The following is a 16,792-nucleotide window of genomic DNA, read 5'->3' on the forward strand; positions in this document are numbered from 1 at the left end:
CCGATCGGCATAAAATCCAGATAAATTTTTATATAAATTTCATTTTGTCGCGGGGGATTACAGATGCTTTAGTAGGGCAGAATTTTGTGATTTTACGCAGAATTTTGCTAGTAAAAATTTTTGCCCTTCTCCTCTAGGCTAACCGGATACTGCCCGATGCCCAGCGATACCGCAAACAGCAGGACCCAGAGCAGCAGCAGGGCGGAAAATTTCATTTATAGCTCGTGCGGTAGAATTTTTGATAAAATTCCTCTACTTTTTTGTCAAACTCCGCCTCGTCAAAGTGCGTTGGATAGAGCTTCATCGCTAGCCACCACTCGCCAAGCGCCATGGCTTCGGCAGTCGGATAGCCCCACGCTTTGGCGTATTCGGGCATCATGTAAATTTTATCCTCTTTAACGGCGCTTAAATTTGCAAGCTGAGGGTTGGATTTAAGCTCGGTGGGCACCTGAGGGTAGCGATCCTGCACGAAGATCATCTGCGGCGCCCACGCTAAAACTTGCTCTGCAGATACTTGCTTGTAGCCCTTGATACTCTCTGCTGCGACGTTTTGCGCGCCGGCTCGCATAAACATTATGCCCGTGTATTTGCCGCTACCGTAGGTCGTGAGATCGGGATTTGCCATGTAAATTTTAGGCCTTTTATCCACGATAAAGTCGCTAAATTTAGCCTTTAGCTGCTCTTGCGAGGTTTTGACGAAGCTTATGAGCTCGGCGGCCTCTTTCTCGCGGTTTGCGACCTTGCCAAGAAGCTCGATCCCGTCGTAAAAGCCCTCGGTGTAGGCGGCCTCGTCGTCTTTGAAGGTCGGATTTAGCTTGCCCTTATCAGCGGCATCACTGCGCTGAAAGCTAACGGCGACGACTGGGATTTTGAGCTCCGTCATTTTGTCGATGTATTCTTGCGGGATGTAGTTCGTGACGATCACGACGTCGGGCTTTAGCTTAAGCACCGCCTCGTAGTTGATGACCTTTAGATCGCCCGGTGTGGGCATATCTTTTAGGCTCGGCGCTAGGCGGATGTAGTTTTTGCCGAGCGATTTCTCCCACGACTCCTGCACGCCGACGACCTTATCCAGCGTGTTTAGCTCATTTAGCGCATTTAGGCTTTGGTGCTGAAGCACGACTATGCGTTTAACTTCGTCTGGTAACGTAACGTCTCGGCCTAGCTGATCGGTTACGACGCGATCGGCAAAAAGCGAACTCGCGCACAGCGCAAGAGCTAGCGCAAAAGAGTGAGGCTTACTCATGTTTTTTCCTTTAATTTAGATTATATACTTCTTAATACGCCCGATTCTACGTGCTTTTCAGGCAGTTGCGTTTAGAAAATATACTTTGAAATATTATAGATTTTTAATGATAAATTTTAGGTAAAAGATGAAATTTTAAAGTAGGGCGAATTTGAAAATTTACATCGGCATATGAATTTCGCATAGAATTTGCGGTGCGATATGGAATTTGTAAAATTTCAAGCGCTCGCACGTAATTTTAGATTGGATTTTATGATCTATTTTGCGGTGTCGTCCATAAATTCTTATTCCAAAGCTCCGCGCCTGAAATTCCTTTAATCCTAATCCAGGCGATAAATTCTAAAATTTCAGATAAAATGATTACCGTAAGTGCGGCATAGCGGGCAGGCGCGCTGCTATACCACGACTTATCGACATCGAGCATTTTAAGAAGTTTAAGAAGCGCTTCCCATGTTAAAGTTATCACGGCGCAAAGATAGAAAATTTTGCTTCCGCTTGCCTTGCCGAGCAAGTATAGCGTGGCGACCCGCTTCCAAAGAACGATGAGTGTCAGCATAATATTTGCGGTGCTCCAAAGAGCTATGATTTGAGATTTTCCGATCTCGGATATATGCTCCAAGCCTACATAAAGCGCACCCATTGCGCAATAAAAGGCTCCTTCGAAGGAGCTGCCGTTTTGCTGCAGAGCGTAATCCCAGATATCAAGACCGATATAATTTAGCGAATAGCATAGCATCGCGCCCAGCAAGGCGGCATATATCACGTAGGCAAAAAACATAGCGCGATACGCGTTAAAGACTTTGCTAGCGGAGATATCTGAGATCATTTTGGTCGCGGAGAGCCTAAAGCTCATCGAAGTAAAAATCACGGCGACGATTGCGGTCGCGGCGGCGAAAAATCCTCTCATCGTAATATCGTGCAAAAGCTCACAACAAGCCCAAATGATCAGGTAGCAGCAGATCGATAAAACGCTAGAGGCTATGCCGCGGAATTTTATGGCGCTTAAAGTACCGCGCTTCATTTTTTACCTTTGGATTTTTAAAATTTATGGCGGATTATACTTGCGGGGTTTGAAATTTAGATAAATTTAAAAACCCCGCGTTACTGAATTTTAAAATTTCGCGTCGATTTTAGAATTTTGCGACATTTAGACGGCAGTTTTAAAGGACGCGGAGTGCAGAGATTAAATACAGCGCGCATAAAAAAGGTGTGGCGCGATCAAATAAATTCCTGCTTGTTGATAGCTCAAAAAGCCGCGCAGAGGGGAGGGCGCGTGCGGAATTTGACAGAATTTGATCCGTTTTTGTCATAAAGGCTATAGCTCTCAAAGGGCAAATTTAACAATCTGCGGACCGACGCAAAACAGAGCATAATAAAAATTGTAGTGCGAAGTAGTTTTAAAATTTCAATTCAACAAGCAAATTTATTAATTGTTAATCAACACATCACATAGAAAACTCGCATTGCCAAATCGATAAGCTTTATATATTATGCGACAAACAATGATGAAAAATACTACGATCCCAATAATCTTAGATATTTTATATTGAAAACTATAATTTTCAAGTAAAAATCTAATACGAAATTAACGTATAATTATATGAATAATTTCATGTATTTTTAACGCATTTGGTGTTTTTATTAGTGATTTTTTATTAGAAGAATTTTTACATTTCATAATTTTGTGATTTCAAATGAAATCAACAGGATAATGGATAGTATTTATTGCAAGAATGAAATAGGGATAAAATATCTAAATTGGGCGGAAATGAAATTTTGCTTATAGCAAGGAGTTAAAATTAAAATATAGGAAGTTTTCGCCTAAAACGCCCTCTTTTATTCAATAACCAGGCGCATTAGATACATATCTTCGCCGTCGATTACGCTGATTTCGGAGCTTTTGCAGCGCGGGCAAGAGAAGTCGTTTTGCGTCAAATCTCCGCTAAAACCGCAGTTTTTGCATTTTACGACGATCTCTTGGGTATGGATGACGAGATCAGCATTTTCGCAGACGGTGCCTGCGCGAAAGACTTCATAGCAGTTTTGCAAATAATGCGCTTCCACGCCGCTTAGCCGCCCTATTTTTACGTGCAGTTCCCTTATCTGCGGACTTTTTAAACCAAATGTATCGTAAGATGCCTCCGGATTTGCATCCAAATTTTTATAAAAATCACCGTTTTTTCCGTTCGAGTCCGTATCCGCAACACCCGTATTTTCGGTATTCTCGGTGTCCATGTGAGTATTCGCGGAATTCGTATTTTCATTGGCAGTATCGGCGATGTCGCAGCTATTTTTATCGCCCTGCTCGGCCGCGCCTTTTTTCTTCGCTTTTTCGGCGTTTAGCGCCTTTTCACATAACGCCACAAGATCTGCTACGATCGATAGTTCATGCATTTTTTCCTCTAAATTTTACGGTCGCGCCGTATTTATACGAAATTGTATTGTAAATTTAAAAATACGCTTGAAATTTAGGCTTAAATTTGCCAAATTTGCACGCAAATTTAACAAATCCGCGGCAGCAGCTCGCCTTTTGGAAGCTCCAGAAATCGCTGCGAGCCGTAGGCGTTTTGCAAAATCACTCGCCCTTTTGCCGCATGCGGAGTTTGAAATTGCCCCGCCCTATTTTCTGATACCGCGCCCGCGTCGCTCGCGCCCGTAGATTCATCCCGCGTGCCAAGTTTAGGCGTCAAAGCGCCCTTAAATTCGCCTTTGTCGTGTCCTACTTCGCGTACCTCGCCGATGATTGCGGCGTTCGCGTCAAATTCGCGCAGTATCTCAAGCGCCCTATCCGCCTCGGCGTCATCTTCTACGATCGCTACGAACGTGCCTTCGTTTGCAAGCTCATACGGCTCGAAGCCTAGCAGTTCGCACACACCCACTACTTCGTCGCTGATTTTGATATCTTCTTCGCGAACCAAAAATTCAAGCCCGCTGGAGCTTGCAAATTCGTTCAAAACTGCGCTGAGCCCGCCGCGCGTCGCATCTCGCATCGCCTGGATCTTCACGCCTTGCAAGATCAGCTTTTCGACCGCGCTACAAAGCGGTTTGCAGTCGCTTTGTAGCTCGCTACTTAGCGCGATCTCGTCGCGCGCTGCGAGTATCACCGCCCCGTGCCGCCCGATGTCGCCGCTAAGTAAGATTTTTGCGCCCGCTTTGATGTTTTGCACGCGCGCAGGTCGTAAAACACGGCCGATGCCGCTAGTGTTGATGAAAATTTTATCGCATTTGCCGCGCGGCACGACCTTTGTGTCGCCGCAAACGATACGAACGCCGCAGCTTCGCGCAGTGCTTGCCATCGAGTCCAGGATGCGTCGCAGCTCGCTCAGGCTAAGCCCCTCCTCGATGATGAGCGCGCAGCTTAAAAACAGCGGCTTCGCGCCCACCATCGCAAGGTCGTTGACAGTACCGCAAACGGCGATCTTACCGATATCGCCGCCGTTAAAAAACAGAGGCGTGACGACGAAACTATCGGTGCTGAAAGCTAGCTCACCGTCGAAACTAGCCGCCGAATTCAGAGCAGAGCTCGGCGTCACGCGGTCAAAATCCGCCCCGGCGTCTAAATTTAGTATAGCGCTATCGTTGTTGGCGCGTAAAATTTCATTATCAAACGCCGTAAAGATCGTCTCGTTGATGAGCTTATTCATCTCCTCGCCGCCGCCGCCGTGGCTTAAAAGTATAGTTTCGTTCAAATTTCTCCCTTTCGCTCGATTTTAAATTTATAAGCCCGTATTCCGCAGCCGAACAAGCCGTGCCGCTACGGCGCCGCGCAAAATTTTAAAGCAAATTTAGTGCAACGTTTTTCTTCGATTAAAATTTTAAAGTACGACTTATTTTTAAAATTTACGCTCTGCGATACCGCGCGCAAAATTTAGCCCGCGTTTTTGACGTCGCCGTATTTATAGTACGCCGCGCATGCGCCTTCGCTTGAGACCATGCACGATCCTATCGGGTTTTGAGGCGTGCAGTGCTTGCCGAAAACCTTGCAATCATAGGGACTTTTTTTGCCGCGCAAAATTTCGCCGCAGATACAGGCCTTGCTCTCGGGAGCGCTCTGTACGCTGCAATCAAACTGTACCCTGGCATCCAGTGCCGCGTACTGGGGGCGCAACTTCATGCCGCTTTTTGGAATTTCGCCGAGCCCTCGCCACGGAAAATCGCAAATTTCAAAATATTTATCTATCAAATTTTGCGCTTTTTGGTTGCCGCCCTCTTTTACGACGCGCTCGTATTCATTGAAAACCTCGTAAGTACCGGCGTTTTGCTGTTCGACCAAATTTAACACGCCCGCCATTATGTCAAGCGGCTCAAATCCGCTTACGGCGATCGGTTTTTTGTAATCCCGCGCGATGCTCTCGTAGGCCTTCGCGCCGGTGATCACGCTTACGTGGCTAGGTCCTAAAAACGCATCGATCTGCACATCCGCGTCGTCTAAGATTGCTCGCACGGGCGCTGGCACTGTTACGTGGTTGATGTGAAAAAAGAGATTTTTTAGCCCCAAGCCTAGCGCTTTATCGATCAGCACGGCGCTCATCGGCGTCGTCGTCTCAAAGCCGATCGCAAAAAATATCACCGTTTTTTGCGGATTTTCCTGCGCGATCTTTATGCAATCAAGCGGGCTATAAAGCGCTCTGATGTCGCGCCCCTCGCTGCGCAGCTTCTGTAAGCTCGTGCGAGAGCCGGGCACGCGCAGCATGTCTGCTAGAGTGCAAAAAATACTCTGCGGCATCGCGGCGAGCTTGATCGCCTCGTCGATGCGACTGCGCGGCATCACGCACACCGGACAGCCGGGGCCGTGGATAAATTTGATATTTTCGCCGACCAGACTCGGAAGGCCGAATTTCATGATCGAGTGCGTGTGCCCGCCGCAAATCTCCATAATGTTTAACGGCTTTTTGCTTTTGGAAATTATCAGCTTGCTAAGCGCTAAAATCAGCTCCTTATCCCTAAAATCCTTGATTAGATCCATTATTTACCTTAAATTTTACGGGTTTGCAAGCCGTTTTAATTCTCTGCGCCGGCTCTCGGCTCCATGCTTTCATACACAGAGCCCTCTTCCGCCCTCATCTGCTTTGCGATCTGCTCGTAAATTTCGATACTCTCCTTCGCTCGCTGCGTATCGATCTTCTCCATCGCAAAGCCTACGTGGATCAGCACGTACTCCCCGACCGCCGCGGGCTCAGGGAGCAGATCCAAGCTCACGCCGCGGCGCACGCCCAAAGTCTCTACGGTGGCGAAATTATTTTCGTCGATCGAGATGATTTTTGAAGGGATTGAAAGGCACATTAACGAAATTCCTTCTTGTATTGTAGGAATTTCAGCCATTTCTCCACGCCCTCGCCGCTTTTGCTATCAAGCGCGATGACGTCGGCTTTCGGATTGAGTTTGTGCACTTCGCGCGCCACCTCCTCCATATCGAAGTCAAAATGCGGTAGCAGCGCGGTTTTAGTGATTACGACGCAGTCTGCGCGGCGAAATATCACCGGGTATTTTGCGATCTTATCGCTGCCCTCGGGCACGCTTAGAAGCACCACGTTCAGGTGCGCGCCCACGTCAAATGCCGCCGGGCAGACGAGATTTCCGACGTTTTCTATGAAAACCAGATCTAAATTTTTAGTATCGATATGATGAAGCCCCTCGTGAACCATAAAGGCGTCCAGATGGCAGGTCTCGCCGGTGCTGATCTGATGGGCCTGCGCGCCAGCTTTTATGATGCGATCGGCGTCGCGGTTAGTCTCCAAATCGCCCTCAATGACGCCGATTTTAAATTTGCCGCTTTTGATAGTGGCCTCAAGTAGCGTCGTCTTGCCGCTACCGGGGCTGCTCATCAAATTTAAGCATAAAATTTTATCCTCGTCAAAATGAGCTCTGTTGTGAGCGGCCTCCTCGTCGTTGGCGCTTAAAATTTTACTCATCACCTCGATCGTCTTGGCGTCATTAATAGCGGCATTTGCGTGGATGTGATCGTGCGCGTCGTGCTCGTGATCGATCCCCGCTTCGTGCATATGAGCGTGGGAGTGGACGGTGCCGTCCGCGTGGGTATGGACATGCTCGTGTGTCATATCTGCGTGCGAATGGGCGCCCGCTTCGTGAGTGTGGCCTATGGAACAGCCGCAATCTTTACACATTTTTTCTCCTTGGATAATAAATTTTGCGCGTAAAATACCACGTTTTTGCTTTAAACGGCGTAAATTTGATAAATTTTATATCGAAGTGCGAAATTTTATGAAATTTAATGAGGATTGAAATTTACGCGCTCCGTTTTCGTCTAAATTTCGTGCGCTGTTTGCGAAGACTCGACGCAAAATTTAAAGCTAGCGAGCAAAGACGCTGTTTTAAATTTAATCGCCTGCTTGTAGACTACAAAGCCGCACGGCGTAAATTTAGGTATTGCGCGGCTTTGCAGCGACTCAAAACAATACAAAGTTGCCGCAAGATTAAATGCGGAATTTAGGGCTTGCGAGCGGATTTTACCGGCGCTCTACAATCTCGCGCGTGCTCTCCGGCGTGCCAAATATCAATGCGGCGACCATTTTAATATCGATTTTGCGCTAGCTCGGCTTTGAAAATGCGGCACGAAAGCGGCGCCTATAAAATTTAGTCGCGAGCTGCTGCGCCGGTTTCGTGCCTGTTTGTAAATTTAAACCCGCGGCAAGAATGCTTTTTGATTAAAATTTCTAAAATTTTGCGCTTTCGTTTGCCGCGTAAATTTAAACAAATTTTATTTGTCGCGCCGCGCAGCCGCGCCGCCCGAATTCGCTACTCGATCGAGAATCGCGATGCACAACTCGCAAAAGTCGTGCCGCAGCTGCGTTTAAATTTAAAGGCGCATAAATTTAGCACGACGCGCTGTTTTTTAAAAACGTGCAAAAGCCCTACGCTTCGGTGATGACCGCCTTTACGAGCTTGGAAAATTTCACCCCTTTTAGCGCGCCGATTTTGGCGCTAAGCCGCTCGATCTTTGAAATTTTATCCCGCATCGTGATTTCCTCGAAGCAGTGGCGCTCGTCGATGTGGAAGTGGCTGGTGCTGACGATGGTGACGTTTGCGTGGTGCTCGATCTCTACGAGCTGCTCGATCAGATCGCTTTGGTGATGATCGTAAGCGATGCAAAGCACGCCCACGCAGTCATCCTCGCCATCTCCGTGAAGTACGCCCTCGACCATCTTTTCGCGTATGAGATCGCGGATAAACTCGCTGCGGCTTAGGTATTGCTTGGCGCGCACCATCTCGTCGAGATCCTCAAAAAGCTTCGTCGGCAGCGAAATGCTAAATCTTACGGCGCTCTCTTTTTCCTCTTTTTTCATAGCTCCCCATATTTCGCGTATTTTGAACGTAATTTTACCGAAATTTCGCTCAAATAGTAAGAATTTTGCGCTAATTTGGCTTATTCTTTAAAATTTAAAGCTCCAAGGCATCTGCGTATTTTGAAATTTTGCTCGCGATTTCGCGTTGCATTTTAGTGCTAGCGCGATGAAATTTACCGGTGCTACGTTATTAAAATTCTATTGCTATGCGCTCAAATTTTAAGAATCAGGCGCTAAATAGCGTCTTAGCTTGGGATTTATGCAGTATCTCGCTGCGCGCTGCGATGGAATTTTGCATCGGTTGCCATAGTGGTGCGCCGTGACGCTATGGCAGGAAACGGCGCGCCATTAAATTTTAAAATTTTAACGTTTCGGCTATGACATATGAAGACGGCAAGGCGCAAATTTGTTCGCTGATTTTGCGATTTTAGAAAGCTAGCCGCGGTGGATTTTATCGCCCGTAGCGTTAGAATTTGCGCAAAGAGCAGGCAGGGCGTAAAGCCATTAAATTTAGCGGCGAATGAGACTAATAAATTTTACAAAGAGCGAGCTTAACGGCTATAATTGCGTTTTTTGTGGACGAGCTTAGCGCGAAATTTCGCTTAGATACGCCGCGAGCTGCCCGTATGCGATGCCGCTGTCGTTGCAAGGAACGGCGCGGTTTAGATGAAATTTGATGCCCCGCGCGCGCAGCTTTGCGCATGTAAGATTTAGAAGCGTCGCGTTTTGAAAGACCCCGCCGCTTAGCGCGACCTCGAGCCCAAAGCTCTCTGCAAACTCCGCGATGAAGTTTGCCAAGCCGTTGATGAATTTCGTCGCAGCCAAGCGCGGCTCATCGCTCAAAGCCTGCAAAAACGCCTCTTCGTAATCGATCACGTAGCATTCGCCCTCAAGGCTCGGCGCGCAAGCTCCGTTTTGCAGGATTTGATCCGCATCAGCGGCGTTTTTGCTTTCAAAATTTATTAAATTCAGGGTAGACGCTTGCTTTATAGAATTTACGGCGACGTTTGTATTCTTTTCACCGCCGCCAGCGATGTTTCGAGCCGCCCACTCAAGCTCATTTTTGCTCGCCATATCGCCCTCAAGCTTTTTAAAACCGCCTTGCAACGCGCAGCTATCTTTCACGCCGCTATGATTTTGCACATTCAAACCGCCCTGCTCCGCTTCGCTTGCCAAATCATTGGCGCTTCGTTGCTGCAAAGCGGATTGCGGCGCGTTCTGGATAAAATTTTCGCCCTCCTTTCGCAGCGTAAATTCGTAACTCTGCTCGCAGCCATCGATATATAGGTTCTCAAGTCGCATGCCCGCCTCGCCGTCGAAGCTGACGGCTCGTAGATCGCAAATGACCGCAGCAAACGCGTCAAACAGCCGCCCTAGCGAGCTTGAGCGGACGGCACGTGGCGAGATTTTTTCTAAATTTGCTACTTCGCTCGCATTAAATTTTGCCAAAAACTCGCGCGCAACGTCCTTTGCATTAAATTTAAATATGAGCGCGAGCACAAGCTTGTAGATGTTTTTTATCGCATTCTCACCGCCGATAAGCGCGATCTCGTCAAATTTTGCGACGCGATTAAAGCCGAACTCGTTAAAAATCATCACCTCGCCTCCCCAGATCGTGCCGTCCGTGCCATAGCCGGTACCGTCGAAGCAGAAGCCGAGGTATTTTTTGCCGCTAAAAAGCAGCTCATTTTGCGCCAGATTCGACACCAGATGCGCGAAATGGTGCTGGTAGCGGATCATGGGGTATCCGCGCTGCTCAAAAAATCGCGTGTGTGAAAACTGCGGGTGCAAATCCGCGATGACGGCGTCGAACTTCAGCTCGTAGGCGTGCACGAACATATCCAAAAGCGCGAAAAATCGCTCATTCGTGGCGACGTTTTTAAGATCGCCGATGTAGGGCGAGATGAAAATTTGCCCGTCTTTGTAGATCGCAAACTCATTTTTAAGCTCCGCTCCGAGCGCCAGGAAAGTGCCTTTTAGCCGGAATTTGCTAGGGAAAATTTTTGGATTTATTCCGCGAGATGTTCGCAAAAACAGCGCGCGATTTAGAGCGTCCGCTTCGGCGACAGAATTTGCGTCATCTTGGTTTTTTTGAGGCACCGAATTTGCGGAGTCGCGGCTGTTTTTTGAAGTGAAATCTGCGACGTCGCAACTTGTATCCGTATCGGAAGGTCTTTGCGAGTTCTCGAAATTTCGCCTATCTGCGAAATTTTCCTTAAAATTTTGCGAAGTAGTAAGAGTTTGGATAGACACGGAATTCGTCGCAGAATTCTGTGCTAAGGTTGAATTTTTTACGGAATTTTCGGTCTTGGCGCAAGTCGGAAGCGACTCGGAAATTTTGCTCGAATTGTAAGCCGTTTTTGAACCGGGCGCCGAAGCTCGCGCTTCAAACTGCGGTAAAAAGGCGATACTATCGTCGCTCGGCGTTAAAATTTCGCGGTCGTTATCCAGATAAAACGAAATTACGCCGCCCAGCTTCGCGCGCAACTCCTCGCCGCTAAAAATAATGGGCTCGCCGCTAATGTTGGCGCTTGTGGCGACGATCGGGCGATCAAAGTATTCAAAAAGCAGCAGATGCACGCCAGTGTTGGCTAGGAAAATGCCGATTTTATTAAGGTTTGGTGCCACGCTTGGAGCGATAAAAATCATGCCTGCCCTAAAAATCGCCGAAAAGCTCGCAGGTAAACTCACGAAATCGCCCATGTTATCGGAATATGCGCCGTGCGCGTCCGCTACACACGCCTGCGCAGAGCATGAGTCTTGCGAATTTATCGTCTGTTGCGGACTTGGCTCGCATGCCACGCGCTGCAAGTCTACTCCATCCTCAACATGTAGCAAGCTCTGAATATTTGCTAAATTTTGCGAAATAGACTCGTCCGTCGCAAGCCGAGAATCAAGCTCATTCGCCGCGCATTGCGAGTCTTGGCTATCCACTGCGGACTGTAAATTTAACTCATTAGTCGTATATCGCAGCTCTAGCCCGCCTTCTGCTTGCAGCGAGCTCAAATTTTTAGCCGCGCACTGCAAATCAGACCCATCGTATGCGTACTCTAGCTTGTTTGCCGCACACTGCGAGTCGTTTGCCGTTAGCGTATCGCAGGCGAAATTACGGCGCGCCGTTTTGATAAAAATTTGCGCACTATGTAACCCGCCCTGCTCCGCGAAAACTTCAGCATTTTGCGTGATAAAATTTTGCGCTACGGAATTTCGTAAATTTTGTAGCTCAGAGTCCTGCTCTTGCGCCGATTTTTCTTGGTCGCTCGCAAATTTCGGCGATATATGATTTTTGCCTTGCGCCTTTAAATTTTGCGTGCCGAAATCCGCTGCCGTGCGCCAAGAAAACTCGCGCTTTTTTAAAATCACGATCGGCTTGACGTTACAGTCTATCAGTGCCTCTTCCTCTGCGCTTAAGCTCGCCGTGCGCCCTGCCTGCGCTGCGTCGCGACACATGATCGCAAAGGGCTTGTTCGGACGCTTTTTGAGCGTTCGTAGCATGCGTACCGCGCGCTCGTTCGTCGCATCGCAGACGATGTGAAAGCCGCCCATCCCTTTGATCGCGCCGATCTGTCCGCGCCGCAAAAGCTCCGCCGTGCGCGCTATCGCCTCCTCGCCGCTTGATAAAATTTCACCGCTCACGCCGCATAAAAACAGCTGCGGACCGCAGTGCGGGCAGGAGATCGGCTCGGCGTGATAGCGGCGCGTGAGTGGGTCCGTGTATTCGCCGCGGCAGAACTCGCACATCTCAAACGCCCTCATCGTGGTATTTGCGCGGTCATACGGCAGCGCGGCGATGATGCTAAGGCGCGGGCCGCAATCCGTGCAGTTGATAAATGGGTAGTGAAAGCGCGGATTTTGCGGGTCGTAAAACTCTTTTTTGCACTGATCGCAGATCGCAAAATCGGGCAAAATCGGATTAAATTTACGCCCCTCTTTGGATTGTGTGATCTTAAAATCAGTAAAATTCTGCGTAAAATCTTGTGTATTTAGATCGGTGCGGATAATTTTATCGATACGACAAAGCGGCGGCGCTTCGCTGCAAAGGCGCTGCTTGAAAATTTTTAAAATTTCTTCTTCGCGCAGATCTTGCTCGACGCTTTGCGGATCGTGTTTAAAGCCCCGTAAATCACCCTTCGCGCCTTGTAAGTCGCGCTTAGTATTTTGCGAGCCTTGCGGCAATTCATTCTGCGACGTACCGCGCTGCTGCGACAAATTTTGCACGACGAAATTTTGATCCGACAAAGCGGGCAAAATGGAGCCCTGCTCGTTTAGATCGGTCTCGAATAAGTTTGGTAAAAATTTCTCGCTCTCTGCAGCTTGCAAATTGCTCGTCAAATCATGCGGCAAGCTCGTCAAATCTGAATCAGGCAGGCTTGCTAAATCATTCAATAAATCGCGCGGCAAGCCGGTCAAATCACTTGGCGAGTTCGGTGCGTTCTGCTGTGAAAAGGAGCTCTCATTTAAATTTGAACTTGCAAAATTTTGTGATGAGTTGGCGGCCTTGTTAGAATCCGACTCGGCAGAATTTAAAGACCGAGCAGCTGATGACGATACTTTCTGCGCTTGAATTTCGTTAGAATTTGGCTCATCTAAATTTAAAGGGGCGGAATTTTTATCAATAGAGCCTTTTTGTGGCTCGGAAAGATCTGCGCAAACGATGATTTTAACGCCCTCGCCGTCATTATAAACTTCGCCTTTTAGCCCCAAATCCACGGCTAGCTTGTAGACGAACGGGCGAAACCCGACCCCCTGCACTGCTCCGAAAACCTCAAATTTAGCCGCTTTCATGCACGTGCTTTCATAAATTGTGCGCTGCAGTAGCTGTTTTGCAAGCAATTTGCGCTCGCAGCAGGCGGACAAAACGTACCGGGCGCCTCAAAATATGCTCTAAATTTAATAAAATTTGTTCCTTCACGCCCGCGCCCTTTGCCGTTTTTTTGAAATTTCGCGCGATCTCGTTTGCGCTAAGCTTACCAGCATGACGCAGCTATCGGCGCCGCAATGTCCGCGCAACTCGCTGTTTTGCGGATAAGACTTAGGAGCTTTGCCAAAAATTCGCATATACGCCCGATCTAGCGAGCTTCAAGCGCGAAGCTATCGCTAAAGCTCGCGTCAAAATTTTTGCAAAGCTTAAGCATCAAATCCGCAAATTTGCGCCCGCTAAACATCGCGCCACCGAAAATCAAAACGTCAAAATCCTCTTTGCGCTCATCCGCCAGATCGCTTAAAAAATAGCCCAAACTATCGAAAAATCCGAACGCAAACAGCTTTTCATTGGCGCCTGCGAGCGCATAGCTCATCGCCGAGCGCAAAATTTTATCCGCTTGCACGTAGCCGCTCTCATCGGTACAAAAATCGAGTCGCACCCCTTTGCCGCCCGCAAAATCCTCCGCAGCCGCCATCAAAAATGCCGTATCGCGCCCCCAGATAAGCTGTGCGGCGACGTTAAAGATGCTGTGAAATCCTGCGTTTGCGCTTTTTAAAATTTCATCGATTTTTACGGCGTTTACGTTAAATTTGGCGCTGAAATTTTCAAACAGCTTTGCGCCCGTTTCGTCCGCGCAAATTTGAGCCTTAAGCTCGTCAAAACTGCGCGGCAGATCAAATTTAAGCAGAATTTTTTTAGAGCTTTCGCCATAAATTGCGATCTCGTCGTCCGCGCCCACGCCCAAAAAACAGCGCAAAACGCGTTTTTTGGAGTCGTTGAAAATCCCTTTTTCGCGGCACGTAAGCGCAAAAAGAGCGGAGTTTTTGTCGTTTGAGTTTTTAAGATAGGAGCTTGCGCTGCCGCTTAAAAAATCCTCGTTTTGCACGATCAAAAAGCCGTTTTGCAGCGGCGCGACTTTAAAAATTTTATCTTTTTGCGCCGCGCTTTCGCATTTTGCGCTTAAAAAATAGATCCCGTCGCTTGCCAAAGCGCGCCCCAGCGCAAACACGAATATGTCGCCCGCAAGCTTTACGTCAAAAAATTTAGGCGCGCCCTCGTGATTTTTTCTAAAGATCGCATTGGTTTTTAGGCTTATGAGCGGCTTTTCAAAGGCTGCGAGCGCGATTTTGCTCTTTTCGTCGCTCACAAAAATCCCATCCAGCGCCCCCACTCCTGCAGCTATCAGAAAATCGGCGCTAAAATCCACGTCCGCCTTGAGCGTGAAAGTTGCGCTGCCGCGCTTAATCTGCACCTGCTGAGCATGAAATAAGTTTATGCGGCAAAACTCCAGTAAGCCGGCGAAATTCTCCCTGCATACCGCTTCAAATTTTCCCTCATGAAGCACACTAGCACCGCTTATTATTCCAAATTTGTTTTGAGACGGCTCGGCGCGAGCGAGGTATTCTTTCATCACTCGCGGAGTAAAGTTATTAAATTTAGCCTGACTGGCCGCGTTTGAAATTTCATCCTCTAAAAATTTGCTTAAATCGCCCGAGGACGTATCTTCAAACGTGCCGTTAAATTTCAGCTCTTTCGCTTCGGCGCTGCCCTCGTCCACCACGCGCACGGAGGATTTTGCCAAAAATATGGAGTTTGGAATCAGCGGCATCGCCTCGTCGCTAAATTTTAAAATTTCATCCTCGCCGCCGCGCACGAAAAGGCTTATTAAGCTCGCCTCTTTTTTCAGACAAAACTCAAGTGCGCTTTTGCGAGCATAAAACAGCAAGAAGTGCGCTATCAGCGCGTTTTCATTAAGGTAGTTAAACTCATATGCTACTATCATCTCGCCCCTTTTTTGCAAATCGATCCGCGATATCTTGGGCGCTAAGATCGGCGATTTTTTCATGCGCAAAACCAAGATCCGATAGGTACTTAAGCGCCGTTTTTTCCATGATTTTTGAGGATTCCAATATCGCGGAGCTTAGCTTAAAGCTTGCTTCTTCGATGCGCTGCGGCACGACCGCTAGAATTTTAACGTGAGGTAGATCGCCGCAAAGATCCATCATCTGTAGGGTTTGAAGCATTTCGACCTCGTGTGCCGAGCCGCTCCAGCTGATCTGCTTGGGCATCGCGTCGTAGTCGAAAAAATATACCTCGCCGCCCTTTGCACCATCCGCGTCTATGCAATCGACGAGCAAAATTTCATCAAATTCCGCCATCGTAGGCATCAAAAAGCTAGCCAGCGTCCCGCCGTCGATAAAGCGGATCTGATCCGCGCTATTGCTCGGCGCGGCGGAATTTTCGGCAATAAGATCCGCATTGATAGAGCTTTGCGCTGCAGAATTTATTACGAAATTTTGCGAAGTAAAATTTGAAGCGGAATTCTGCTTTGCGGAATGTTCTGAAGTAGAATTTCGGTCTAAATTTGCTGTCGCGAAATTTTGCTTAAAGATAGAATTCTCATCCGCGAAATTTTGCAAGGAGTCTCGTTCTATGGAATTTTGCGAGGTAGGATTTTGTATCGCAGAGACTTGGGCGGAATTTTGCATAAAATTCTGCGCCGCAAAATTCTCGCCCGCCTTAGAATTTCGTGCGGCAGCTTTAGGATAAAATTTATAGTTCTGCGCGAGCGCGCGGACGAAGTGCACGCCTATGCCCTCGTCCGCGTAGATAACGTTGCCGATACCCAGTACCAGCACTCTCAAGCGTGCTCTTCCTTTTTAAATTTATAGCCGCTTACGATCGCATCCATCGCGCCGTCCCTGCCCTTGACGGCGTTAAAGACCGCCATATAGACGTGGATCGGCACGAAGATTATGATGATATTCATGCAAAGATGATGTATCATTCGCACTTCGCTTAGACCGCCCATCGCCGCTTCCAGCGGGCGCAAGAGCCCATATAGCGCGCCGCCGAGCCCCTCGTGATAGACGTGCACGTATAAGATCATACCCGTTAGGCAGATTACGAACAGCACTAGATAAAAGCCCAGATAGGAGATGAACTGTAGCGGGTTGTAAACGCCGCGAAGATGCGGGTGCTCGCCCAAAAAGATATAGTATTTGATCTGAGCTATCCAGACGCGCGGGCTAAAAAAATCCTTGATGCTTAAAAGCTCTTTTCTACTCTTTTTATCGAAGAAGAAAAGATAGGTTTTAAAGATCGCTGCGCCAATCATCGCAAAGCCGAAGATCAGATGCACGAATCTAAATTTAGCCTGCATGAAAAGCACCGGCTCGGGGCTTACCTCGGGCGCGGTAAAAACAAAAGCGATATAATATCCGGTGATCACCAAAATCGTAATGCAAAGCGCACGCAGCCAGTGCGTGAGCCTAAGACCGATTGAGAACTCGTATTCCGCAAATCTTTTTTTCATCG

General features: G+C 48.1%; 11 protein-coding genes and 2 pseudogenes. All 13 read right to left on the reverse strand.

Annotation, left to right across the window (positions count from 1 at the left end):
• Window positions 1-211: 211 nt before the first annotated feature.
• Window positions 212-1,246 (reverse strand): ABC transporter substrate-binding protein, encoded by a 1,035-nt coding sequence (locus tag Q0380_RS01345; RefSeq protein WP_298959229.1) that lies wholly within the window; start codon window positions 1,244-1,246, stop codon window positions 212-214.
• A 250-nt stretch (window positions 1,247-1,496) separates the two neighbouring features.
• Window positions 1,497-2,267: a hypothetical protein gene (locus tag Q0380_RS01350; protein WP_298959231.1), complete on the reverse strand. Its 771-nt coding sequence runs from the start codon at window positions 2,265-2,267 to the stop codon at window positions 1,497-1,499.
• 815 nt (window positions 2,268-3,082) lie between these two features.
• On the reverse strand, window positions 3,083-3,640 hold the full coding sequence (locus tag Q0380_RS01355; protein WP_298959234.1) for a hydrogenase maturation nickel metallochaperone HypA: 558 nt from the start codon (window positions 3,638-3,640) through the stop codon (window positions 3,083-3,085).
• A 107-nt stretch (window positions 3,641-3,747) separates the two neighbouring features.
• Complete coding sequence (hypE, locus tag Q0380_RS01360; protein WP_298959236.1) at window positions 3,748-4,935, reverse strand: hydrogenase expression/formation protein HypE; 1,188 nt, start codon at window positions 4,933-4,935, stop codon at window positions 3,748-3,750.
• Between the two features lie 179 nt (window positions 4,936-5,114).
• Window positions 5,115-6,212 (reverse strand): hydrogenase formation protein HypD, encoded by a 1,098-nt coding sequence (gene hypD / locus Q0380_RS01365; protein WP_298959240.1) that lies wholly within the window; start codon window positions 6,210-6,212, stop codon window positions 5,115-5,117.
• Between the two features lie 35 nt (window positions 6,213-6,247).
• A complete protein-coding gene (locus Q0380_RS01370; protein ID WP_297901767.1) occupies window positions 6,248-6,529 on the reverse strand; it encodes a HypC/HybG/HupF family hydrogenase formation chaperone in 282 nt (93 codons plus the stop codon).
• Window positions 6,529-7,371, reverse strand: coding sequence for a hydrogenase nickel incorporation protein HypB (gene hypB / locus Q0380_RS01375; RefSeq protein ID WP_298959244.1), 843 nt, complete (start codon window positions 7,369-7,371; stop codon window positions 6,529-6,531). The genes Q0380_RS01370 and hypB overlap by 1 nt, the downstream gene beginning before the upstream one ends.
• Before the next feature lie 747 nt (window positions 7,372-8,118).
• Complete coding sequence (gene nikR, locus Q0380_RS01380; protein WP_005870445.1) at window positions 8,119-8,550, reverse strand: nickel-responsive transcriptional regulator NikR; 432 nt, start codon at window positions 8,548-8,550, stop codon at window positions 8,119-8,121.
• 1,704 nt (window positions 8,551-10,254) lie between these two features.
• Window positions 10,255-13,335 (reverse strand): annotated as a pseudogene (locus tag Q0380_RS10470) (Sua5/YciO/YrdC/YwlC family protein); the annotation flags it as partial.
• Window positions 13,336-13,619: 284 nt separating this feature from the next.
• Window positions 13,620-15,257, reverse strand: coding sequence for a hypothetical protein (locus tag Q0380_RS01400; protein WP_298959246.1), 1,638 nt, complete (start codon window positions 15,255-15,257; stop codon window positions 13,620-13,622).
• Window positions 15,241-15,963 carry a hydrogenase maturation protease gene (locus Q0380_RS01405; RefSeq protein WP_298959495.1) on the reverse strand — a complete coding sequence of 241 codons (723 nt, stop codon included), beginning with the start codon at window positions 15,961-15,963 and terminating at the stop codon, window positions 15,241-15,243. The genes Q0380_RS01400 and Q0380_RS01405 overlap by 17 nt, the downstream gene beginning before the upstream one ends.
• 60 nt (window positions 15,964-16,023) lie before the next feature.
• A pseudogene (locus Q0380_RS01410) lies at window positions 16,024-16,119 on the reverse strand (hydrogenase expression/formation protein); the annotation flags it as partial.
• Window positions 16,116-16,790, reverse strand: coding sequence for a Ni/Fe-hydrogenase, b-type cytochrome subunit (cybH, locus tag Q0380_RS01415; RefSeq protein ID WP_005870440.1), 675 nt, complete (start codon window positions 16,788-16,790; stop codon window positions 16,116-16,118). The gene cybH and the pseudogene Q0380_RS01410, both read right to left, overlap by 4 nt.
• Window positions 16,791-16,792 lie beyond the last annotated feature (2 nt).

The sequence above is a fragment of the uncultured Campylobacter sp. genome (genome assembly GCF_937959485.1).
In the GTDB taxonomy this organism is placed as follows: Bacteria; Campylobacterota; Campylobacteria; order Campylobacterales; family Campylobacteraceae; genus Campylobacter_B.